Genomic DNA, 21,469 nt, shown 5'->3' with positions numbered 1-21,469 from the left:
TTATTGGCTTTGCGTCTGGCTCTGGCTTTGCGCCTGCTGCTCGACGGTCACCGATACCTTCAGCGTCTCGTTGGCCTCACCATGGATCAGACCCGATATCGGGGCCGCATCGCGGTAGCAGAGGCCGGAGGCGATGCGCACATAGCGGTCATCCGGGCAGATCTTGTTGGCGGCATCGAAGCCGACCCAGCCGAGGCCCGGCAGATGGATCTCGGCCCAGGCGTGGCTTGCTGTCTGCTCCGTTTGCCCTTCCATCATCAGGTAGCCTGAGATGTAGCGCGCCGGCATGTCGAGCGAACGTGCCGCCGAGATCAGGATATGGGCATGGTCCTGGCAGACGCCGTGGCCGGCCTCGAGCGCATCCTCGGCCGCCGTCTCGGCGTGGGTTTCGCCGGCCTTGTACTCCACCGCCTCATGGATCATCGCCATCAATGCATGCATGCGGGCAAGATCGGTGTCGCCCTCGGCCGATTTCGCCAGGTCGCGGATCAGCTTGCCCCCCTTGGTCAAAGGCGTTTCGCGGGCATAAAGCCAAAGCGGGACGTAGGACTGATGCGGGCCCAAGACGCCGTGGCGGTCCTCGGTGTGGACTTCGCCGCTGGCGGTAATGCGGATCGCCTCGCGGTCGCCATCGACGCTGACGAGATGGACGCGATTGCCGAAGTGATCGTCGTAGCTCACCTCCATCACAGCACCGTCGACGAGCGTCTGCCAGCCGAGCACGGTCTGGCCGACCCCGGTGATCGGCGTCAGGCGCAGCCGCTGCAGCGCATACTGCACCGGCTCGTCGTAGTGGTATTCGGTCGTATGGCTGATTTTCAGGTGCATGCTGTCCTCCCGAAATTCAGTTGAAACGATAGCCGTCGGAGATTTCCTGTCCCAGAAGATTGTTCTGGCTGATGAAATCCTCGAGATATTCGTGCAGGCCCTGGTCCATGATGTCGGTGATCGAGCGGCTGCGCAGCGCGGCCAGCGTACGTTCCGCCGTTTCGTGCGCCTCGTGGCGCTCGCCATATTCGCGCTCGAGATAGCCGAGGTTGCTGGCGATCTTTTCATAGCAATAGGCAAGCGAACGCGGCATGCGACCGTTGGAGATCAGGAAATGGGCGATATTCGCCGGCTTCAGTTCGGCATCATAGACCCAGCCGTAGGCGCGGTGGGCCGAGACCGAGCGCAGGATCGATTCCCACTGCACATTGTCCATCGACGAGCCGACGGCGGCGACCGCCGGCAGCAGTACGTAGTATTTGACGTCGAGGATGCGCGCGGTGTTGTCGGCCCGCTCGATGAAAGTGCCGATGCGTGAGAAATTGAAGATCTCGTTCCTGAGCATCGTGCCGTGGAAGGCGCCGCGGATGAGGCCGGCGCGACGCTTGATCGTGTCGATGATCTCCGGCATGTCGGTCGGACGCGCTTTCCTGGAGAGCATCGCCTTCATCTCGAGGTAGCATTCGTTGGTCGCTTCCCACGTCTCGCGCGTCAGCGCCGTGCGCACCATGCGGGCGTTGTGGCGGCCCGCCTCGATGCAGGACATCACGCTCGATGGATTGCTGCGGTCGCGCAGCAGGAAGTCGATGGCATCGATGCTCGTCAGCGTCTCGTGCACTTCGTCGTAGAGTTCGCGCACACCAGCGCTTTGCAGCACGCCGTCCCAATCGCCTTCCGTTGCGCCGCTGCGCGTCAGCGCCATGCGCAGGCCGGCATCGATTAGCCGGGCGCTGTTTTCGGCGCGTTCGATGTAGCGGAACATCCAGTAGAGACCGTTTGCAGTTCTTCCCAACATGGTCTCAGTCCTCCAGCACCCAGGTGTCCTTGGTCCCGCCGCCCTGGCTGGAATTCACGACAAGCGAACCAGCCTTGAGGGCGACGCGCGTCAGGCCGCCGGGAATGATCTGCACCTTGTCGGAGACAAGGACATAGGGACGAAGATCCACATGCCGGGGCGCGATGCCCTTGTTGACGAGGATCGGAACGGTCGACAGCGACAGTGTCGGCTGGGCGATGTAGTTGGTCGGGCGTGCCTTCAGCTTTTCGGCGAAGAGCGCGCGCTCCTTCTTGCTGGCTGTCGGGCCGACCAGCATGCCGTAGCCGCCGGAGCCGTGCACCTCCTTGACGACAAGTTCTTCCAGGTGTTCGAGCACGTATTTCAGGCTTTGCGGCTCGGAACAGCGCCAGGTCGGCACGTTTTCTAAGAGCGGCTTGCGGCCGGTATAGAACTCGACGATCTCGGGCATGTAGGAATAGATCGCCTTGTCGTCGGAGATGCCGGTGCCGGGCGCGTTGGCAATGGTGATGTTGCCGGCGCGGTAGACATCCATGATGCCGGGAACGCCGAGCGCGGACTCCGGGCGAAATGTAAGAGGATCGAGGAAGTCGTCGTCGACGCGGCGATAGAGGACGTCGATCGCCTCGTAACCGCGGGTCGTGCGCATCTTCACCTTGCCGTCGATCACGCGCAGGTCCGATCCCTCGACCAGCTCGACGCCCATCATGTCCGCTAGGAAGGCATGTTCGTAATAGGCGGAATTGTAGATGCCGGGGGTGAGAACGGCGACGCGCGGCTTGCCGCTGCAGCCGGGGGGCGCCAGCGACGCCAGGCTCTGGCGCAGCAGGTTGGGATAGTTCTCGACCGGGCGCACGCGGTTCTGATGGAAGAGTTCGGGGAACATCTGCATCATCGTTTCGCGGTTTTCCAGCATGTAGCTGACACCGGACGGCGTGCGGGCATTGTCCTCCAGCACGTAGAACTGATCCTCGCCGGTGCGCACGATGTCGGTGCCGACGATATGGGTGTAGACGCCGCCCGGCGGCCGGAAGCCGATCATCTGCGGCAGGAACGCCACGTTCTTCTCGATCAACTCGCGCGGCACCCGTCCGGCGCGGATGATCTCCTGCTTGTGGTAGATGTCGTCGAGGAAGGCGTTGAGGGCGATGACCCGCTGTTCGATGCCCTGGGCGAGCTTGCGCCATTCTCGACCTGAAATGATGCGGGGGATGAGGTCGAAGGGGATGAGCTTTTCGGAGCTGTCTGCGTGTCCGTAGACCGCGAAGGTGATGCCGGTTTTCCGGAAGATGTTCTCGGCGTCCTTTGATTTCGCTATGAGCCGATTTCTGTCCTGGCTGGCATACCATTCATGATAGGTCGAATATGGCTGGCGCGGACTGCTGTCCGCATTCATCATTTCGTCAAATGCCAAAGGCGTGATCCCCTTATTTTTGACCATTTGAGTACAACGCTGGATGCAATGCAAGAAGCGTGCACAGTCGCGGGACAAGAAAGTTTTGGCGCGTTATCCCGCCGCTTCCGGGCAAGGCGATGCTCAACAATGGGGCGGGGACGGCCAGTCACCCGATCGGCCCCGACTTTGGCGTCTTAGAAAATAAGCAAATGCTTGAAATTTGGGCGTGTCTGGGAAGCTAGCCCAGGCCGAACACGGTGATTGCGGCGGCTGCCAGACCGGCCAGAACCAGCAGCGACAGCATGGCGGCGGCGCTGGCGCGCGGCCCGGCATCGGCGAGCTTGCGGATGTCGACCTCCAGCCCGAGTGCCGCCATGGCGATGACGGTGAGCCATGTGGCGAGGTGAGCAGCACCGGCGGCGGCCGCGTCGGGGATCATCCCGCTGTTGCGGGCGACCGCCACGGCGAGGAAGCCGAGAATGAACCAGGGCACGAAATACGCAAACGTGGCAAGGCGCACGCGGCGATTGCCGGCAGGCAGGTTAGGCGCCAGGGGATGCGCCTCGCTCGCGCGGTTGATGATCGAGAAGCACAAGACGACCGGGCCGAGCATCAGCACGCGCACGAGCTTGACCAGCGTGCCGACCTGGACGGACAGGGCGCTGAACGGAGCGGCAGCGGCCAGTACCTGCGGTACGGCGTAGACGGTCATGCCGGCCAGAACGCCGAAGCCATAGGGCGACATGTCGAACCAGCCGCCGATCAGCGGCAGGGATAGAACGACGGCAATGCCGAGAATTGCGGTGAACGAGATGGCGGCGGCGACGTCATCGCCCTCAGCACCGATGGCCGGCGCGACGGCGGCGATCGCCGAATTGCCGCAGATGGCGTTGCCGCAGGCGATCAGGGTCGCCATCCGCTTTGGCAAGCCGAGCAGCCGCGCTATCAGATAACCGGAGACGATCGACAGAAAGACGATGCCGACGATGGTTGCGAGCAGCACCGGGCCGCTTGCCAGGATCGCCTTGAAGCTGAGGGTCGCGCCGATGAGGACGATCGCCGCCTCCAGCAGCAGCCTGGAGGAAAAGCGGATGCCGGCCATCCAGCGATCGCCCGGTGTCCAGAAGGTGCGCAGCAGGGCACCGAGAAGGATGGCGATAACAAGCGCTTCCAGCCATGGCCGGCCGGTCCAGCTTGCCTCGAGGCGCTCAAGGCCGAAGGCGGCGAGTGCTACGAGACAACAGAGGATCAAACCCGGCGCGATGCGCGCTATGCGGGAAGAGAGCGTGGGTGCGGGGGCGGCCGATGGGGAATGCGATCTGGACATGGCCGCAACCTAGTCCGATTGATGAATCAGTCTAACGGATTGTTCTTGTCAATTCGATCGCTTTTTGCGATTGATTTTCCATGACCCTTGATCAACTTCGCATTTTCGTGGCTGTCGCCGAGCGTCTGCATATGACACGCGCGGCCGAGGCAATGAACGTCACGCAGTCTGCCGCCAGCGCGGCGATCGCGGCGCTTGAAACGCAACACAACGTCAGGGTGTTCGATCGCATCGGCCGCGGGCTGGCGCTGACGGAGGCGGGGAAGGCGTTTCTGCCGGAGGCGAAAGCCGTGCTTGCGCGCGCGACGGCTGCGACCGCTTGCCTCAACGACCTCTCGCATCTGCGCCGCGGCACGCTCGCGATCGCCGCAAGCCAGACGGTGGCAAGCTACTGGCTGCCGGCACGTCTCGCCCGCTTCACCCATGATTATCCGCATATCGACGTGAAGCTGACCGTGCGCAACACGGCGGTGGTCGCCGAGGCGGTCGAGGAGGGAACGGCGCAGCTCGGCTTCGTCGAGGGCAGGGTCGATGCGGAAAAGCTGGACCATCGCAGCGTGGCGGTCGACCGCATCGCGATCTATGCGCCACCCCGCCACCCGCTTGCCGGAAGGCCGGTCGATCTCGAAGCGCTGCTTGCCGCACGGTGGGTGTTGCGCGAGGAAGGATCGGGGACGCGGGCAATGTTCCTGCAATCGATGCGGGCACATGGTGCGGATATCGATCAGCTGAAGGTCGAACTCGAATTGCCGTCGAACGAGGCGGTACTGACGGCCGTCGAGAGCGGTCCCTTCATCACCGCCGTTTCCAGGCTCGCCGCCCAGCCTTTCGCCGATAGCGGCCGGTTGGTGGAATTGCCGTTCGAACTTGCCGAGCGCAGCTTCGAATTGTTGACGCATCGCGACCGCCAGTTCAGCCGCGCGGCCCGCGCTTTCGTCGATCTGCTCTAGGCGAACGCGAAGGCGATTGCCATCCGGTTCGGCTGCCCTAACAATAGTCGCGCCGGTCCCGGGCGGGCCGGTTCTGGTCTTGCCAGGAGGTGCACCGTGTTCGAAATCGTCGAAAGGCCGGCGCAGCGGATTGCCGGCTCCTTCTGGGAGGGGACCTTCGTCGAGGCGGCCGACGGGGCCGTTCGCCGGCTGATCGCTGAGATGCAGGAGCATCACCTGCGTGTCCATCCGAAGGACCATCCGACGCTCGTCGGTCTGTCGTGGAACGACCGTCCTGATGGCTTCCGCTATCTCGTCGGCTTTGTTTCCCAGACGGCGGAAACGACGCGTCACCCTGGCCATGTGGACCTACCGGCCATGCGTTTCGTCAGCGCCATGCACCACCCTGATGATGGCGACGTCTTCGCGCATTATCAGCACATGTTTGACTGGATCGGGTCTGAAGGGCTCGTGGTCGATACCGGCAGGCTGCACTATCGCGAAGAGTACGAGCCGGGCTTCGTCTCTCTCTCGCTGTCGTCGCTCAGGTTGATGGTTCCGATTACAGCGCCGCGCGTCAAACATGACGCGCAAAGGACGCTGTAACACTTTGAACTTGCTGCATAAGTTTGCCATTAAATCGATTCCGATTTAAGGAACTATGCAGTAGCTGATCGTCAGTATCAGAAAAATTGCTTTGACCATCAACGCCCCCGCGTCTATCGCGGCTGACCTCCCTTTGCCCATTCGGATAGGTCAATGACACTCGCCCGCCTGGCTCCGGCCATCTTCGTACTGCTCTGGTCGACCGGTTGGGTCGTCGCCAAATATGCGGCCGTCTATGCCGATCCGCTGACGTTTCTGGTGCTGCGCTACACCCTGGCGATCCTGCTGTTCATCGGCTTCTGCCTGGTGACCGGGGCGAAATGGCCGAAGTCGTGGTCGGCCGCGGCCCATGCGGTCGTCTCCGGCATGTTTCTGCACGGGCTTTATCTCGGCGCCGTCTGGTGGGCGATCGGGCAGGGCGTGCCGGCTGCGATCTCGGGCATCATCGCCGGGTTGCAGCCGTTGATGACGGCCGTCGCCGCCTCCGTCGTCATCGACGAGAAGCTCAGCGTTCAGCAGAAACTCGGACTGGTGCTCGGCTTCTTCGGCATCGCGCTTGCCGTGCTGCCCAAGGTGTTTTCGATCGACACCGGCGCAACGCCGATCCACCTTTTCCCTGTCATCATCAACGTGCTCGGCATGGCCGCCGTGACCTACGGCACGCTCTACCAGAAGCGGCACCTCCAGAGCGGCGACATCCGTACGATCGCAGCGCTTCAATATCTCGGCGCCCTGATCGTCACGGTCCCGCTGGCCCTGGTGCTGGAGGATCTGCACGTCACCTGGAACCTGCAGATCTTTGCGGCACTCGCCTGGTCGGTGCTGGGGCTTTCCATGGGCGCGATCGCGCTGCTGCTTTATCTGATCCGCCGCGGCCAGGTATCGCGCGCAGCCTCGCTCATCTATCTCGTGCCGCCGCTTGCGGCCGTGCAGGCATGGCTGTTCTTCGGCGAGGCGCTGACGCTGCCGATGATCATCGGCACGGTCATTGCCGTTGCCGGCGTCTATCTCACCAACCGCAAACAGCAGGCATAAAAAACGGCGGGCCGAAGCGACCCGCCGTTCTTATCACTTTGTTTTTACGCATTTCCTGATGGAAAACCTGCTTCGCAGGCTTTCTGAAAATGCGCTAGGCAATGTCTTGCCGATCAGCCCTGCTGGCCGCGGTTGCCGCCACCGGCGCCACGACGCATGCCGCCCTGGCCGCCTTCGCGGCGGTCGCCGGCCTGGCCTTCAGGGCGCGGGCCCTTGTTGCGCCATTCGCCCGGCTTCTGGCCGGGACGACCGTGGTGCTTCTTGGGTTCGTGGTTGCGGTTGCCTTCCGAACGGCCGTCGGCGTGGGGCTGGCCAGCCGGACGCTGATCGCGGCGGTCCTGCTTCGGGCGGTCGTCGCGCAGAAGATCGTCACCGGCAAAGCTGCTTGGAGCCAGTGCCGACTGGCGAGCCGGGCGTTCGCGGCGCGGGCGGGCGTCCTGACGCTGGCCGCCGCCGCCATTGCCGCGGTGCTGGCCGTTGCCATTGCCGTTGCCGCGACCGCCGCGTCCCTTGGACGGACGGGCCTGGTCGGCAGGCGCTTCGCCGCTGGCAACCGCGATGTTGATGCCCATCAGCTTCTCGATGTCGCGAAGCAGGCGGATTTCGTCCGGTGCGCAGAAAGCGATCGCGATGCCGTCGCGGCCGGCGCGGGCAGTACGGCCGATGCGGTGAACGTAGGCATCGGGAACTTCCGGCAGGTCGTAGTTGTAGACGTGGGTGACGCCGGGGATGTCGATGCCGCGGGCAGCGACGTCGGTTGCCACGAGCACGCGGATCTCACCGTCACGGAAGGACTTGAGCGCACGCTCACGCTGGCCCTGGCTCTTGTTGCCATGGATCGAGGCGGCCTTGAAGCCGACGTGGTCGAGATGCTTCATCAGCTTCTCGGCGCCATGCTTGGTACGGCTGAAGATCAGCGACAGGCCATCCGGATTGTCGGTCAGGGTCTTCTTGAGGATGGTCGTCTTCAGGTCCTTGCCGGGGACGAAATGAACATACTGTTCGACCTTGTCGGCGGCCTTGCCCGGAGGCGTCACCTGAACCTTGACCGGGTCGGTCAGATATTCGCCGGCGAGTTCAGCGATCAGCTTCGGCATCGTCGCCGAGAACAGCAGCGTCTGGCGGTTCTTCGGCACGAGCTTCGAAATCTTGCGCAGGTCATGGATGAAGCCGAGATCGAGCATCTGGTCGGCTTCGTCGAGCACGAGGTAGCGACCCTGGGTCAGCGTCACGGCCTTGCGGTTGATGAGGTCGAGCAGGCGGCCCGGCGTTGCGACCAGGATGTCGACGCCGCGGGCGAGCTGTTCGGTCTGCTTGTTGATCGAGACGCCGCCGACGACAACGCCGATCTTCAGCGGGGACTTCTTGACGAACAGCTTGAGGTTGGCTGCGATCTGGTTGACCAGTTCGCGGGTCGGCGCCAGCACCAGGGCGCGGATGTTGCGCGGGTCGGGGCGCTTGCCGTCGGCAACGAGCTTTTCGATCATCGGCAGGCCGAAGGCGGCCGTCTTGCCGGTTCCGGTCTGGGCGAGACCGATGAGGTCGTGGCCCTTCAACACCAGCGGAATGGCCTGCGCCTGGATCGGCGTCGGCTTTTCGAAGCCGTTGGCGGACAGGGTCTCCAGAATGTGTTCGGAAAGACCAAGATCTTTGAAGGTGGACAAATGTATATACCTTTTGGGGGCGCCAAACGCATTCGCCGGAACCGCTATCTGCTGTTCCGGTGTCGTTTGGCGTCAAGAACCCCGCGTGAATTGGGAACTTGTGGGTTAAGAAAAAAGTCGTCAAGCGCCTGTGCTGTCGCCGGTTACGGCGTATGGTTGCGCTTTTCCTTCTTCACGGCTTTCTGTGTTGCCGAGGGCGCGCTCACGCGGCGGCCTGAAGGTGACGCTGCGTCCATGTCGTCGTTTTGGCCCCAAAAGTCAAGGTCCATCTTTTCGCAGGTGCGAAATGAGGTGGGGGCTATTCGGCGACCGACAGCTCGAAATCGGCGTCGGCAGCCTCCTGGCCGTTGACGAGGATCACCACGCGATGGGTGCCGGAATAGTAACGACGGGTTGTGATTGGCCGAATCGCGTGACGCTTTTCGATCCTGATCGTCGCGCCCGGCTCCAGCGTCGCCGATGTCCACTTGAACACCTTGGGCGAGGTCGTGCCATTCGCTTTGCGGTGGTGTACGGCGTAGTCGATCATGATCTTCTGGGTGGTCTTCGCGGTGTGCCTGACCGAAAGCTTGAAGACGAGGCTTTCGCCGAGCGCGATGTCCGACCGGTCGAGCGAGAAGGCTGCGTCTATGCCGGCGGGTGCGGCAAAGCCGAAGTTCGAAAGAGCTGCCTCATGTCCCTGTTTCAGAAGCGTTCGCGAGGCATGGCGCAGCAATTGCTGCCGCTCCGGCGAGGCACCCACCATGTGTTCGGCCACGAAACCGGCCACCAGATCCGGGTGATCCTTGGCAATGTCGTTGAGGCTGTTGGCAACCGAGCGGCGCACATAGTCCTCGGGGTCGTCGAGGAGGGCCGTCAGGATCGGCAGGATCGGCTGGGGATCGCGGATGAGCTTCGGCAGCCGCATTGCCCAGGGCAGGCGCGGGCGGGTGCCTTCGCTCGCCAGACGCCTGACATGGTGATTGGCGTCCGTTACCCATGAGCCGATGATCGTGAGCGCCCGCTCCTGGTCCGTGTCGATGAACACGCGGATACCGAACTCGGAGGTGAAGTGCGGCGTCAAAGCGCGCAGCAGCCACAGCGATAGCTCGAAATCGCCAAGCCCGCGTGCGGCGACATATTGGCTGACGGGCAACAGGGTCCAGCCGCTGAGGCCGGGCCTCTCGTCGGTGTGCAGACAATCGCCAAGCTTTGCCGCGGCTTGCGGGAAGGACTGCGGTAGGGGTTTCGATGAGCGCATCGCGGATCTGCAGCGATCGTTGCATCAGTTCCAGTGCCTCGAGATTGTCGCTGGCAAGCGCCTCGAACCTTTTGCGGTCGAATGTCGGGCAGACCGCGCTCAGGCGGTCTGCGATGGCGGTGACGACGCCCGGATGCAACAGGTTTTTCAGTGGCTCCGCCATCTCTCGGTACTCTCCCGGCTCAGATCTGCTGTTCGACAGCAAAATGCTGCATCAGCATTACCGCGCTGATTGCCGCCATGTAAGGGGCGAAATCCGGGTCGCGACGCACGCGTTCGCCTGCCGATCTGGCATCATCGAGCGTTTCCCACTCGACCAGATCCGCGAGCATGTCGGGCTTTTCGCACGAGCCGACGGCGCGCCAGGAAATGAAGCCCGGATAGTTTGAAACGGCCTGCATCGCCCGATGGCGCGCGGCTGCGGCCGCGGGCTTGTCCACAACGATGCAGACGGCGAGTTCGAGGATGCTCTTGGTGGTCATGTCATGCTCCATGTTGATTGCCGCTTGACTAAAGCACAGTGCAACTGACAGCCTTATGGCCATAGCCTTACATCGACATGCGATGGGAATACGCGAATGAGACCTGCCGACCGGCTGTTTCGAATCATCCAGCTCATGCGGGCGACCGGCCGGACGATGACGGCGCAGGAAATCGCCGACAAGATGGAGGTGGCGCGGCGGACCATCTACCGCGACATGGAACACCTGATGGCTTCGGGTGCGCCGATCGACGGCGAGCGCGGTGTCGGATACCTCCTGCGCGAGAGCTTTGACGCGCCGCCGCTCGCTTTCACCTTCGAGCAGCTCGAAGCGCTGGCCTTCGGCGCGCGGGCCGTGCAGATGCTTGGCGACCACCGGCTGGCGCAGGCCGCGCGCGAGGCCATGGAAAAGATCGAACACGGACTTCCGCCCGAGCACGTGGCGCGGCTGCGCAGCGCCCCGATCCGCGCCTTCCGTTCGGCGCTGCAGCCGAAGCCGCCGCCGATGCTGGGTGACCTGCGCCGGGCGATCGCCGAGGAGCGCAAGGTGCGCATGGCCTATCAAAGCCTCGCCGATCAGAGCTCGGAGCGCACCGTCTGGCCGCTCGGCCTCAGCGTCTTCGGCCATCACTGGCTGCTGACCACCTGGTGCGAGCTGCGCCAGGACTTTCGCGACTTCCGGGTGGATCGCATCCGGGAGATGAAACTCGAGCGCGATCATTTCCAGTCGTCACCAGAGCGCAGCTTCGACGCCTATCTCTCGCGCATGTAGGATGACACCGTAAAAGTGCGCGCGATCGAGGAAAAGATGGAACCGGATCGGGCTTCATCCGTTTCTATTAAGGGCTTATTCTGGCCTGCCCACGAGCAACATCATTGCATGGGAGACAATCGTGCAGAACCGGACTTGGATACTGGCCGCGGATGGCAATACGGCGCGCTTCGTCAAGGGCGTCAACCTGCGGAAGGACGAACGTCAGCACCCGGAAGAAGAGGTTATTCACACCGACCCGAAACGCGCCCAGGATATCATGGCCGACAAGCCGGGACGCAGCCATTCGTCCGTCGGTCATGGCCGGTCGGCGATGGAATACAGCAGTGATCCGGTACGCGAGGAAAAGCATCGCTTTGCCGTCGATGTGGCCAGCAGGCTCGAAGGCTATCTGAACGACAACGCCTTCGACAGCCTGGTGATCTGCGCGGCGCCAAGGACGCTCGGAGATTTGCGCAAGCTGCTTTCTGCCAATGTAAGGCAGAAGACGGTGGCCGAAATCGACCGCAACTGCGTCACTGTGCCGATCGAGCAACTGATCGCCACCGCCCGCTCGGCCGTTTATCCCTGAAGCTTTTGCAGGGAAAGTGCTTAGCGGTTTCCCGTCTGGGCATGCGTAAGGCAGAGGGCGGAAATGCTCTCATACGCATGCCGCATCTTGATGTAACAAGGCGTCCCGTCAGAAATCCGTCGGGACGCCGCCTTCCTCCTTGCGTTTTGCAACGAAGGCGTCGAGTTCGTCTTCGATCGCCGGGTCCAGCGGCGGCCGTTCGTATTCGTTGAGCTTCTGCTTGAAGACACGGTTGGCGTGGTCATAGGTCGTCGGCCGGCCCGCCTCCGTCCAGGTTTCGAAGTTGCGCCAGTCGGAAAGGATCGGCGAATAGAACGCTGTCTCATAGCGTTGCAACGTGTGCAGCGTGCCGAAGTAGTGCCCGCCGGGGCCGACGTCGCGCACCGCGTCGAGCCCGAGTGCATCCTCGCTGACATCGAGCGGCGTCAGGAATTCCGCCACCATCTGCAGCATGTCGACGTCGAGGATGAATTTTTCGAACGAGGCGGTCAGTCCGCCCTCGGTCCAGCCGGCCGCATGCATGACGAAGTTGCCGCCGCCTTGCGTCAGTGCCCAGAGCGATAGCGCGGACTCGTAGGCTGCCTGCGCATCGAGCGTATTGGCGGCGTTGGTGTTGGACGTGCGGTAGGGAATGTTGTAGCGGCGGGCGAGCTGGCCGCCGGCAATGACCGCCTTCATGTATTCCGGCGTGCCGAAGGCGGGTGCGCCCGTCTTCATGTCGACATTCGAGGTAAAGCCGCCATACATGACCGGCGCGCCGCGCCGGACCATCTGGGTGAAGGCGATGCCGCACAGCGCCTCGGCATTCTGCTGCACCAGGGCACCGGCGATCGTGACCGGCGCCATGGCGCCTGCGAGCGTAAATGGCGTGACCACCACCACCTGATTGCGCGACGACATTTCGATGATGCCCTGCAGCATCGGCCCGTCGAGGCGCAGCGGCGAGGAGGTGTTGATGATGGTGAACAGCGACGGTTCGCGCTCCATCTGCTCCATGGATATGCCGCGACCGATGCGGGCGATCTCGATGCCGTCGGTGTTCCGCTCGCGGCCGAGCGAATAGACGTGGAAGACCTTGTCGGTGAGCTTCACCATGTCGGAGAGGCAGTCGAGATGACGCACGGATGCGTGCAGGTCGACCGGCTCGACGGGATAGCCGCCGGTGGTGTGGATGATGTCGTAGGACTGGGCGAGCTTCACCAGCTTGCGGAAATCCTCCTGATTGCCGGTGCGCCTGCCGCCTTCGCGGTCGGCCACGAAGGGGGCGCTGGCGATCTGGGCGAAGACCAGATTGTTGCCGCCGATCGCGACGTTGCGGGCCGGATTGCGCGCATGCATGGTGAAGGAGGAGGGAACCGAAGCGATCATCTCCATGATCAGCCCGCGATCGAAGCGCACGCGGTCGGTGCCGGGGGTGATATCGGCGCCCGCTGCCTTCATGCGCTGGCGCGCCTCGGGCAGGATGACATCCATGCCGATCTCTTCCAGGATCGTCAGCGACGCCTGATGGATCGCCTCGAGCGCGTCTTCTGACAGTACCGAGGATTTGCTCTGGGTGTTGACGAGATTGAGATATTTACCGCCTGAGGATTTTCGTGTGCGCTCGCCACTGCGGCCGCCGGGCCGGCGTCGCCGCTCGAGCGGGGCTGAGGAAGTTTCACCTGTGGCAGCATCCGGAAACTGATCGTCGTTCATGAAAAACCCACCGCGTTGCCGATGGATTTCTGTCGCAGATTTTTCGCGGTCATGCCCCTGCCATTTGCGACAGTTCAGTTCTCTGGTGGAGTAAAGGCCGTCAAAATGCCCGCGGACGCCGACTGCTCGCCTCGCTCAGCGCTTGTCTCCGCGCAGCATCTCGCGCTTCCCGGCGAAGCCCTTGCGCTTCTCGACGGCAAAGCCGGCCGCCTGCAGATTGCGGCGAACGAAGCCGGCGGCGGCATAGGTGGAGAAGCTGCCGCCGGCCGCGGTCTTGTCGAACACCAGCCGCATCAGCTCCTCCGACCACATGTCGGGATTGCGGGACGGTGCAAAACCATCGAGGAACCAGGCATCGAAGCGCTCCTTCGCTTGGGCGAGCCCCTCCAGTGCTGTGCCGCAAACGACGGTCAGGCGAACGCCATCGCCAAGATCGATCTCGATCCTGCCGTCGTTGGTTGCCGGCCAGCGATCGGTGAGGGCCAGCCGTTCGGCGTCGATCTCCGGCCAATGGGACAAGGCGCGGGAGATTTCCTCCGCCTGCATGGGAAAGCGCTCGAAACTGACGAAATGCAGCGTGCCGTCCGTGGTCGCCGTAGCTTTCCATTGCCGCCAGGTTTCACAGAAATTGAGGCCGGTGCCGAAGCCCAGTTCGCCGATGGTGAATGCCCCGCCGGAGGCCCAGCGTTCGGGCAGGCCGTTGCCGGCGAGGAACACATGTCCGCATTCGAGCCGACCGTCGGTGCGGCAATAAAAATGATCGCCAAACTCCCTGGAATAGGGCATATCGCCCTCGTGCCAATCGAGGCTTTGATGGGCCGGGGGCTGGTTCGGTTCTGCGGCGGATCCTGTCATGCGATGGCGATAATCCCGCCACCGGAGAAGGTCAATCGATGAGCGAACTTTTGATCGTCGGCGGCGGCATCATGGGGCTCTGGGCAGCCCTTACGGCAGCACGGACCGGCATGGACGTGCAACTGGTCGACGAGCATCGCATCGGGGCCGGCGCCAGTGGCGGCATACTCGGCGCGCTGATGCCGCACATGCCGGACAAATGGAACGCCAAGAAACAATTCCAGTTCGACGCCCTGGTGTCGCTCGAAAGCGAGATCGAAACGCTCGAGGCCGAAACCGGACTTTCGGCAGGTTACCGCCGCAGCGGGCGGATCATGCCGCTTGCGAAGCCGCATCTGCGCGAGATCGCTCTTCGCCACGAGCAGGATGCGACGCGCAACTGGCGGGCAGGCGACCGCCAGTTCTTCTGGCACGTGCGCGACGAGCTGCCGTCCGGATGGCTCAGTGCCGAGGCGGCGGCTTGCGGATTGGTGTTCGATACGCTTGGCGGTCGGCTTTCTCCACGCCAGATGCTGGCGGTTCTGCGTGCGGCACTGGCGCAATCGCCGAACGTGCGGATCGTCGAGGGGACGGGCGTTCGAGCAATCCATCCGGGCCAGGGCCGCGCCGAACTCGATGACGCCACGGAAATCGCCTTCGGCCATTGCATAGTTGCTGCCGGCGTCGACAGCTTTCCGCTCGTCGATGCGCTGTCGGGACCTCTCCGTGGACCGAGCGGCACGGGGGTCAAGGGCCAGGCGGCGCTGCTTCTGGCCGATGTCGATCCGCAATTGCCCGTCATCTTCACCGACGGCGTCTATATCGTCGCCCATGACGACGGGCATATCGCGGTCGGCAGCACCAGCGAGAACAAATATGCCGATCCGCAGTCGACGGATGAACTGCTGAATGAGCTGCTGGTGCGCGCCGAGGCGCTGGTCCCGTCCTTGCGCGGGGCGGAGGTGGTCGAGCGCTGGGCCGGCATCCGGCCGAAATCGACCGGCCGGGAGCCGATCGCCGGGCGCCATCCGGATCACGAAAACCTGTCGGTCCTGACAGGCGGCTTCAAGGTGAGCTTCGGCATCGCCCACCGCCTCGCGCGCTTCGTCGTCGACGAGATCACCGGCCAGCCGTTGATCGACATTCCGGGATCCTTCTTGTGCCAGAATCACATAGCGGCACTTCGCGAGAAACATCTTTAAGCTGGCGGCATAAGAACGGCCCCGCCATCGGCGGAGCCATGTCGGGACGATCGTAAACCCGATCCTTACATCCAGTAAGGCGGCACGCCGTAATAGTCATAGACCCGGCGTCCGTTCTCGCTGTTCCAGTCGTATTCCTCGTTGCCGTGATATTTCGGCGCCCGCTCGACCTGTTCGCGAGTCACATCAGTCCGATAGCCGCCGAGGTTCTCATCATAGGTCAGCTTGGCCCAAGGCAGTGGATAGTGATCTTCCCCGATGCCGAGAAAACCGCCGAACCCGAGCACGGCATAGGCCACGCGACCGCTGCGCTTTTCCAGGATAACGCGCTCGATCGAGCCGATGTGCTTGTTGTCGGCGCCATAAACCTTCGTGCCTTCAACCTTGTCGCTGGCGATCAGGTCATGGGTTTCCTTGATCCCGGCGTCCTGAAGGTTCGCATTGTGATAGGTCACGCTTCTTCTCCATCGTTGTTTGCTACCTCAGGGGAACGGCTGGTCGGTGGGATGGTTCCGAAAAAGCTGCGGGCGCGATCCGGACGGTAATCGCGTGGTATTGCCCCTTCCACTTCGTCAAGCTGTCACGCAAATCACCTAAGACGCGGGCAATAGAGCGTCGCGTCTTCCCGGGGAGGGTATTGTTGAAGCTCTAAGATTTTGAACCTGCGCACCCTGGCGACGATCGAGATCGATTGTCGCGGGTCTGTGCCAGAACGGATTTCCGGAGCATGCGCATGCGTTACGCCATTTGTTTCACGCCGCCGATGGCCGACCCGCTTTCAACGGTTGCCGCCAGTTGGCTCGGCCGCAATGTCTATTCCGGCGAGCCCACCGAGTTACCATCGATCTCCGGATTGACCGCATCCGAGATCGCCTTCCATACGGCTGTCCCGCGTCGCTTCGGCTTTCAGGCGGTGGTGATGTCGCCCTTCCGGCTTCACCCCGATATGGACGAGGCGCAGCTACTCAAGGCGCTGATGCATTTTGCCGGCGCCCAGACGCCGTTCGAGATCGAGCGCCTGGAAGTGGCCCGGCTCGGCCACTGCTGGGGACTGATGCCGCAGATCCCGAGCACGGCGATGCATCTGCTGGCCGCCAGCATCATCCAGGAATTCGACGCGTTCCGCGCGCCGCTCAGCGAAGACGACATCGAGCGCTCCGACCCCGACAGGCTGACGGCGCCGCAATTTTCCAACCTGCATCGCTGGGGCGATCCTCATGTGATGGATGAATATCGCTTTCACATGATGCTGACCGGGCCGCTCAATCTGGACGCGATGCGCAGCATCGAGGCACCGCTTCGCGACCTGTTCGAACCATGCCTGGCGCCGCCGCTGACGATCGGCAGCCTGGCGCTGTTCGTGGAGCAGGAATCGGGCGCGCCGATGCGCGTCCACTCGCAACACCCGCTCGGCAAGATTTCGGCGGCCAAGCGGGCCGAACGGATCAAGCGGCCGGCAGCCGAGGCGACGCTTGCGCCAGGCCCTATCCCGCCACTGTCGCGGATGGTCGCCTCGCTGATGGCCGGCCGCTAACCGTCTGCACCGACGTCATTTTGTCTCGACAATCCGGTCGGCGGTGATACCGTTCCGGAAAATTCGAAGGGTGATTTGATGTCTGAGACTTCCTATCCGCGTGACCTCGTCGGCTATGGCCGCAACCCGCCCAAGGCAAACTGGCCGGGCGATGCGCGTATCGCCGTGCAGTTCGTGCTCAACTATGAAGAGGGCGGCGAAAGCTGCATCCTCGATGGCGACCTGGCCTCCGAGAGCCTGCTCTCGGAGATCGTTGGTGCACAGCCTTGGCAGGGCCAGCGCAACCTCAACATGGAATCGATTTATGAGTACGGTTCGCGCTCCGGTTTCTGGCGGCTCTGGCGCATGTTCACCAGCCGCGACGTGCCGTTGACGGTCTACGGCGTGACGTTGGCGATGGCTCGCAATCCCGAAGCGGTCGCCGCCATGAAGGAAGCGGGCTGGGAGATCGCCAGCCACGGCCTGCGCTGGCTCGAATACAAGGATTTCCCCGAAGAGGTGGAGCGCGAGCATATCCGCGAAGTCGTTCGGCTGCATACCGAACTGACCGGCGAGCGCCCGCTTGGCCTTTACCAGGGCAAGCCTTCAAGCAACACGCTGAAGCTCGTTCTCGAAGAGGGCGGGTTCCTCTATTCCTCCGATTCCTATGCGGATGAGTTGCCCTATTGGGTGGCGGGGCTGACGGCCGACAAGCCGCATCTGATCATCCCCTACACACTCGACGCCAACGACATGCGCTTTGCGACGAACCAGGGTTTCAACTCCGGCGACCAGTTCTTCACCTATCTCAAAGACACGTTCGACGTGCTCTATGAGGAGGGCAAGGAAGGCAACGCCAAGATGATGAACATCGGCCTGCACTGCCGCCTCGTTGGGCGTCCAGGCCGCGCCGCGGCGCTGGCGCGGTTCATCGACTATGTCATGTCGCACGACAAGGTCTGGGTGCCGCGGCGCATCGACATCGCCCGTCACTGGTATGAACACCACAAGCCGGAAGGGGCTCTCTGATGTCCGATCGCGACGCCTTCGTCAGCCGCTTCGGCGGCGTGTTCGAGCATTCTCCATGGGTTGCCGAACGGGCCTACGACCGGGCGGCCGCAACAGGACTTTCGGCCGGCAACGTGCACTCGGCACTTTGCCAGGCCTTTCGCGCCGGTCTGCCGCGCGAAAGGCTGGCGGTGCTGCGCGCCCACCCGGATCTTGCCGGCAAGCTGGCGATCGCCGGCAAGCTGACGGCGGACTCGACGGCGGAGCAGGCGTCGGCCGGCCTCGACCGCCTTTCGGCCGACGAGCATGCCCGGTTCACGGCGCTGAACGAGGCCTATACGCAGAAATTCGGCTTTCCCTTCATCATCGCGGTCAAGGGCCTGACGAAGAACGATATTCTCGCCTCGTTCGAAAGGCGCATTGACAATTCGACCGAAGAGGAATTTGAAACCGCCTGTGCGCAGGTGGAGAAGATCGCCCGCCTGCGGCTGCAATCCATGCTTCCAGGAGACGAAAATGCCTGACATACCCGTTCGCTATCTGCGCTCATCTTTACCGAGGGCAGTCGAACCGGACCATGCCGACGCCGCCGGCAATGAGCACCGCGGGGCGATGGCCTGATGTCGCGTATTCTTTCGATCGAACCCCTGACGCAGGATGCTTTCGCGCCGTTCGGCACGGTCATCGAGGCTGATCCGGCTTCGATGCGGTACATCAATGGCGGGACCACCGAACGCTTCCATGGCCTGGCGCGTGCCGATGTTGTCGGCGAGGGTGCCGATGTCATCATCAATATCTTTCGCGGCCAGCCGCGCGCCTTTCCTTACGCGGTGGCGATGATGGAGCGACACCCCTTCGGCAGCCAGAGCTTTTCGCCGCTCGAGGACCGGCCCTGGCTCGTCGTCGTTGCCGAAGACGAGGGGGGCCGACCGGGAATGCCGCGGGTGTTCCGGGCGAACGGGCGGCAGGGCGTCAACTACGGGCGCAATGTCTGGCACCATCCGCTGATGTCGGTGGGCGCGGTCAGCGACTTCATCGTCGTCGATCGGGATGGGCCGGGAAACAATCTCGAAGAATATGTCTACGACGAGCCCTTCGTCATCGAGAGCGCAATATGAAGGAAGAGCAGCGATGAGCAGCACCGGCCGCCTGACCACCCATGTCCTCGACACTGCGCTCGGCACGCCGGCCGAAGGCTTGCGCATCGACCTCTTTTGGCTCGAAGGCGACGAGCGGCAACTGATCCGCACCGTTCATACCAACAGCGACGGACGCGTCGATGGGCCCATGGTCGAAGGCATCGGCTTCATGGCGGGCAGCTACGAGTTGGTCTTCCACGCCGGCGACTATCTTCGTCGTGTCGGTGCGGACCTGCCGGAGCCTGCCTTCCTCGACCTGATCCCGCTGCGCTTCGGCATTGCCGATCCGGCCAGCCATTATCACGTGCCGCTGCTTCTTTCGCCCTACGGCTACTCGACCTATCGCGGCAGCTGAGCGTGGGTGGATGAGTGTTCGCGGCGTAAAATTCAGTCGAAAACCGTCGCCTTGATCGGGATTGTGTGAGACGATTTTGAGACTCACGAGGGGAATTCGATGCGTTTCATCAATCCGATCCCTTTCGTCCGCGACATCGATCGATCCAGGGACTTTTACCGGGAGACACTCGGTCTGACGGTGTTGAAGGACTTCGGAAACTTCGTTCTCTTCGAGACCGGTTTTGCGATCCACGAGGGTCGTTCGCTGGAACAAACAGTCTGGCGGGAAGTCGGTCCCGCGGAAGAACCCTATGGGCGAGGGAACCTGCTGCTCTACTTCGAGCATGAGAATATCGAAGCGGCCTTCGAAAGCATTGCGCCGCAGGTGGAGCTGATCCACCCGATTGAGCGGCAAGCCTGGGGACAGCGGGTGTTCCGTTTTTATGATCCCGACGGGCACGCAATAGAGATCGGAGAGCCGCAAACTCTTGGATCTACTGCATAATTCCTCAAATCTGATCCGATTTGAGGATAGAATTATGCAACAAGTTTGAAGCGATACAGCGTCCTTTGCGCGTCATATTTGACGCGCGGCGCTGTAAAGGCGACCTGCATCAATCCTGAAGCTTACGACTGAACCGCCCGTCTCAAAGGACGGTTCGCCGCAAGAAACGATCGCATACGTTTAGTTTATGCGACCAATTTGGAACTGCAGGCATTCCACACACGTGTTGGAGGCCGGCCGCGAAGCCGCCCTTTTCAGGCAATCCGGCTTCGCCGGTTGGCGCGCTCGATCAATCCGCGAGAATGTCGCGGTTGACGTCGTTGATATCGCGCTTGCCGCAGAGCGCCATGGTGATGTCCATCTCCTTGCGGATGATTTCCAGCGCCTTGGTCACGCCTTCCTTCCCCATGGCGCCGAGGCCGTAGAGGAAGGGGCGGCCGATATAGGTGCCCTTGGCGCCCATGGCGACGGCCTTCAGCACGTCCTGGCCGGAGCGGATGCCGCCATCGAGATGCACCTCGATCTGGTGGCCGACCGCATCGACGATGCGCGGCAGCATGCTGATCGAGGAATGGGCGCCATCGAGCTGGCGGCCGCCGTGGTTGGAGACGATGATCGCGTCGGCGCCGGTCGCCGCCGCCATCTTGGCGTCTTCCGGATCGAGAATGCCCTTCAGGATCAGCGGACCGCCCCAGCGCTCCTTGATCCATTCGACGTCCTTCCACGAGAGTTGCGGGTCGAACTGTTCTGCCGTCCAGGCGCCGAGCGAGGACAGGTCGGTGACGCTCTTGGCGTGGCCGACGATATTGCGGAAGGTGCGGCGGTTGGTGCCGAGCATCTTCATGCACCAGCCGGGACGTGTCGCCATCTGCCAGAGATGCTTGGGGGTCAGCTTCGGCGGGGCCGACAGGCTGTTGCGCAGGTCCTTGTGGCGCTGGCCGAGGATCTGCAGGTCGAGCGTCAGCACCAGTGCCGAGCACTTGGCGGCCTTGGCCCGGTCGATGAGGTTCAGCACGAACTCGCGCTCGCGCATGACGTAGAGCTGGAACCAGAAGGGCTTGGTTGTGACCGACGCGACATCCTCGATTGAGCAGATGCTCATGGTCGACAACGTGAAGGGAACGCCAAAGGCTTCGGCCGCCTGGGCTGCCAGCATCTCGCCATCGGCGTGCTGCATGCCGGTCAGCCCCGTCGGCGCCAGCGCCACCGGCATCGACACTTTCTGGCCGATCATGGTCGTTTCCAGCGAGCGGTTGGTCATGTCGACCAGCACCCGCTGGCGCAGCTTCACCTTGGCGAAGTCTTCCTCGTTGGCGCGATAGGTGCCCTCGGTCCAGGCGCCGCTGTCGGCGTAATCGAAGAAGAGCTTCGGTACGCGGCGCTTGGCAAGGGCCTTGAGGTCGCTGATTTCGAGGATTTGCGTCATGGAAACG

At 62.8% G+C, this 21,469-nt stretch carries 22 protein-coding genes and 1 pseudogene; 12 read left to right on the top strand and 11 right to left on the bottom strand.

Annotation, left to right across the window (positions count from 1 at the left end):
* The 4 genes from ASD03_RS07500 to ASD03_RS07485 all read right to left on the bottom strand — a co-directional run bounded on the left by ASD03_RS07500 (position 1) and on the right by ASD03_RS07485 (position 4,506).
* Positions 1-828 (bottom strand): transglutaminase family protein, encoded by an 828-nt coding sequence (locus ASD03_RS07500; protein ID WP_025428036.1) that lies wholly within the window; start codon positions 826-828, stop codon positions 1-3.
* A gap of 16 nt (positions 829-844) precedes the next feature.
* Complete coding sequence (locus ASD03_RS07495; RefSeq protein ID WP_057205787.1) at positions 845-1,783, bottom strand: alpha-E domain-containing protein; 939 nt, start codon at positions 1,781-1,783, stop codon at positions 845-847.
* Positions 1,784-1,787: 4 nt separating this feature from the next.
* Positions 1,788-3,182: a circularly permuted type 2 ATP-grasp protein gene (locus ASD03_RS07490; protein ID WP_081788908.1), complete on the bottom strand. Its 1,395-nt coding sequence runs from the start codon at positions 3,180-3,182 to the stop codon at positions 1,788-1,790.
* Between the two features lie 235 nt (positions 3,183-3,417).
* Positions 3,418-4,506: a putative sulfate exporter family transporter gene (locus ASD03_RS07485; RefSeq protein WP_082557274.1), complete on the bottom strand. Its 1,089-nt coding sequence runs from the start codon at positions 4,504-4,506 to the stop codon at positions 3,418-3,420.
* Positions 4,507-4,586: 80 nt separating this feature from the next.
* Here ASD03_RS07485 and ASD03_RS07480 point away from each other — a divergent pair, with 80 nt between their 5' ends.
* From ASD03_RS07480 to ASD03_RS07470, 3 genes are all read left to right on the top strand, one after another.
* Positions 4,587-5,456 carry a LysR family transcriptional regulator gene (locus ASD03_RS07480; protein ID WP_025428032.1) on the top strand — a complete coding sequence of 290 codons (870 nt, stop codon included), beginning with the start codon at positions 4,587-4,589 and terminating at the stop codon, positions 5,454-5,456.
* 96 nt (positions 5,457-5,552) lie between these two features.
* Positions 5,553-6,041 carry a GyrI-like domain-containing protein gene (locus ASD03_RS07475; protein ID WP_025428031.1) on the top strand — a complete coding sequence of 163 codons (489 nt, stop codon included), beginning with the start codon at positions 5,553-5,555 and terminating at the stop codon, positions 6,039-6,041.
* Positions 6,042-6,194: 153 nt separating this feature from the next.
* Positions 6,195-7,076 (top strand): DMT family transporter, encoded by an 882-nt coding sequence (locus ASD03_RS07470; RefSeq protein ID WP_038576343.1) that lies wholly within the window; start codon positions 6,195-6,197, stop codon positions 7,074-7,076.
* A 113-nt stretch (positions 7,077-7,189) separates the two neighbouring features.
* On the opposite strand, the gene ASD03_RS07465 is transcribed toward ASD03_RS07470, so the two are convergent.
* From ASD03_RS07465 to ASD03_RS07455, 3 genes and pseudogenes are all read right to left on the bottom strand, one after another.
* On the bottom strand, positions 7,190-8,740 hold the full coding sequence (locus tag ASD03_RS07465) for a DEAD/DEAH box helicase (RefSeq protein ID WP_025428030.1): 1,551 nt from the start codon (positions 8,738-8,740) through the stop codon (positions 7,190-7,192).
* Positions 8,741-9,038: 298 nt separating this feature from the next.
* Positions 9,039-10,143 (bottom strand): annotated as a pseudogene (locus ASD03_RS07460) (DNA alkylation repair protein).
* Between the two features lie 19 nt (positions 10,144-10,162).
* Positions 10,163-10,462 carry a hypothetical protein gene (locus ASD03_RS07455; RefSeq protein WP_057212598.1) on the bottom strand — a complete coding sequence of 100 codons (300 nt, stop codon included), beginning with the start codon at positions 10,460-10,462 and terminating at the stop codon, positions 10,163-10,165.
* A gap of 96 nt (positions 10,463-10,558) precedes the next feature.
* Between ASD03_RS07455 and ASD03_RS07450 the strand changes: the two genes are divergently transcribed.
* Together ASD03_RS07450 and ASD03_RS07445 are read left to right on the top strand one after the other, a co-directional pair.
* Positions 10,559-11,233 carry a YafY family protein gene (locus ASD03_RS07450; protein WP_057212595.1) on the top strand — a complete coding sequence of 225 codons (675 nt, stop codon included), beginning with the start codon at positions 10,559-10,561 and terminating at the stop codon, positions 11,231-11,233.
* Between the two features lie 121 nt (positions 11,234-11,354).
* Entirely contained in the window at positions 11,355-11,804 is a 450-nt protein-coding gene (locus tag ASD03_RS07445) for a host attachment protein (protein WP_025428027.1), read from the top strand.
* A gap of 108 nt (positions 11,805-11,912) precedes the next feature.
* Here the strand turns inward: ASD03_RS07445 and ASD03_RS07440 are convergent, their stop codons facing one another.
* Both ASD03_RS07440 and mnmD read right to left on the bottom strand, forming a co-directional pair.
* Positions 11,913-13,499 (bottom strand): trimethylamine methyltransferase family protein, encoded by a 1,587-nt coding sequence (locus ASD03_RS07440; protein ID WP_057205777.1) that lies wholly within the window; start codon positions 13,497-13,499, stop codon positions 11,913-11,915.
* A gap of 135 nt (positions 13,500-13,634) precedes the next feature.
* Positions 13,635-14,354 carry a tRNA (5-methylaminomethyl-2-thiouridine)(34)-methyltransferase MnmD gene (gene mnmD / locus ASD03_RS07435; protein WP_025428025.1) on the bottom strand — a complete coding sequence of 240 codons (720 nt, stop codon included), beginning with the start codon at positions 14,352-14,354 and terminating at the stop codon, positions 13,635-13,637.
* Between the two features lie 38 nt (positions 14,355-14,392).
* On the opposite strand from mnmD, the gene ASD03_RS07430 reads away from it, so the two are divergent.
* Positions 14,393-15,535, top strand: coding sequence for an FAD-binding oxidoreductase (locus ASD03_RS07430; protein ID WP_025428024.1), 1,143 nt, complete (start codon positions 14,393-14,395; stop codon positions 15,533-15,535).
* A 65-nt stretch (positions 15,536-15,600) separates the two neighbouring features.
* On the opposite strand, the gene ASD03_RS07425 is transcribed toward ASD03_RS07430, so the two are convergent.
* Positions 15,601-15,990: a PRC-barrel domain-containing protein gene (locus ASD03_RS07425; protein WP_025428023.1), complete on the bottom strand. Its 390-nt coding sequence runs from the start codon at positions 15,988-15,990 to the stop codon at positions 15,601-15,603.
* Positions 15,991-16,268: 278 nt separating this feature from the next.
* Here ASD03_RS07425 and ASD03_RS07420 point away from each other — a divergent pair, with 278 nt between their 5' ends.
* The 6 genes from ASD03_RS07420 to ASD03_RS07395 all read left to right on the top strand — a co-directional run bounded on the left by ASD03_RS07420 (position 16,269) and on the right by ASD03_RS07395 (position 20,036).
* Entirely contained in the window at positions 16,269-17,069 is an 801-nt protein-coding gene (locus tag ASD03_RS07420) for a DUF1045 domain-containing protein (protein WP_025428022.1), read from the top strand.
* Positions 17,070-17,147: 78 nt separating this feature from the next.
* On the top strand, positions 17,148-18,077 hold the full coding sequence (gene puuE / locus ASD03_RS07415; RefSeq protein ID WP_025428021.1) for an allantoinase PuuE: 930 nt from the start codon (positions 17,148-17,150) through the stop codon (positions 18,075-18,077).
* On the top strand, positions 18,077-18,580 hold the full coding sequence (gene uraD, locus ASD03_RS07410) for a 2-oxo-4-hydroxy-4-carboxy-5-ureidoimidazoline decarboxylase (protein ID WP_025428020.1): 504 nt from the start codon (positions 18,077-18,079) through the stop codon (positions 18,578-18,580). The genes puuE and uraD overlap by 1 nt, the downstream gene beginning before the upstream one ends.
* Positions 18,581-18,676: 96 nt before the next feature.
* On the top strand, positions 18,677-19,174 hold the full coding sequence (locus ASD03_RS07405) for an ureidoglycolate lyase (protein ID WP_025428019.1): 498 nt from the start codon (positions 18,677-18,679) through the stop codon (positions 19,172-19,174).
* 13 nt (positions 19,175-19,187) lie between these two features.
* Complete coding sequence (gene uraH, locus ASD03_RS07400; RefSeq protein ID WP_025428018.1) at positions 19,188-19,550, top strand: hydroxyisourate hydrolase; 363 nt, start codon at positions 19,188-19,190, stop codon at positions 19,548-19,550.
* 99 nt (positions 19,551-19,649) lie between these two features.
* Positions 19,650-20,036, top strand: a complete 387-nt coding sequence (locus ASD03_RS07395) for a VOC family protein (RefSeq protein WP_025428017.1) — start codon at positions 19,650-19,652, stop codon at positions 20,034-20,036.
* Positions 20,037-20,325: 289 nt separating this feature from the next.
* Here ASD03_RS07395 and ASD03_RS07390 read toward each other — a convergent pair whose 3' ends face one another.
* Positions 20,326-21,462 (bottom strand): alpha-hydroxy acid oxidase, encoded by a 1,137-nt coding sequence (locus ASD03_RS07390; protein ID WP_025428016.1) that lies wholly within the window; start codon positions 21,460-21,462, stop codon positions 20,326-20,328.
* Positions 21,463-21,469: the final 7 nt, after the last annotated feature.

The sequence above is a fragment of the Ensifer sp. Root127 genome, assembly GCF_001425225.1.
Taxonomy (GTDB): domain Bacteria; phylum Pseudomonadota; class Alphaproteobacteria; order Rhizobiales; family Rhizobiaceae; genus Ensifer; species Ensifer canadensis.
Note: the sequence above shows the minus strand (reverse complement) of the source record. Positions and strands in the feature narration are given on the sequence as shown.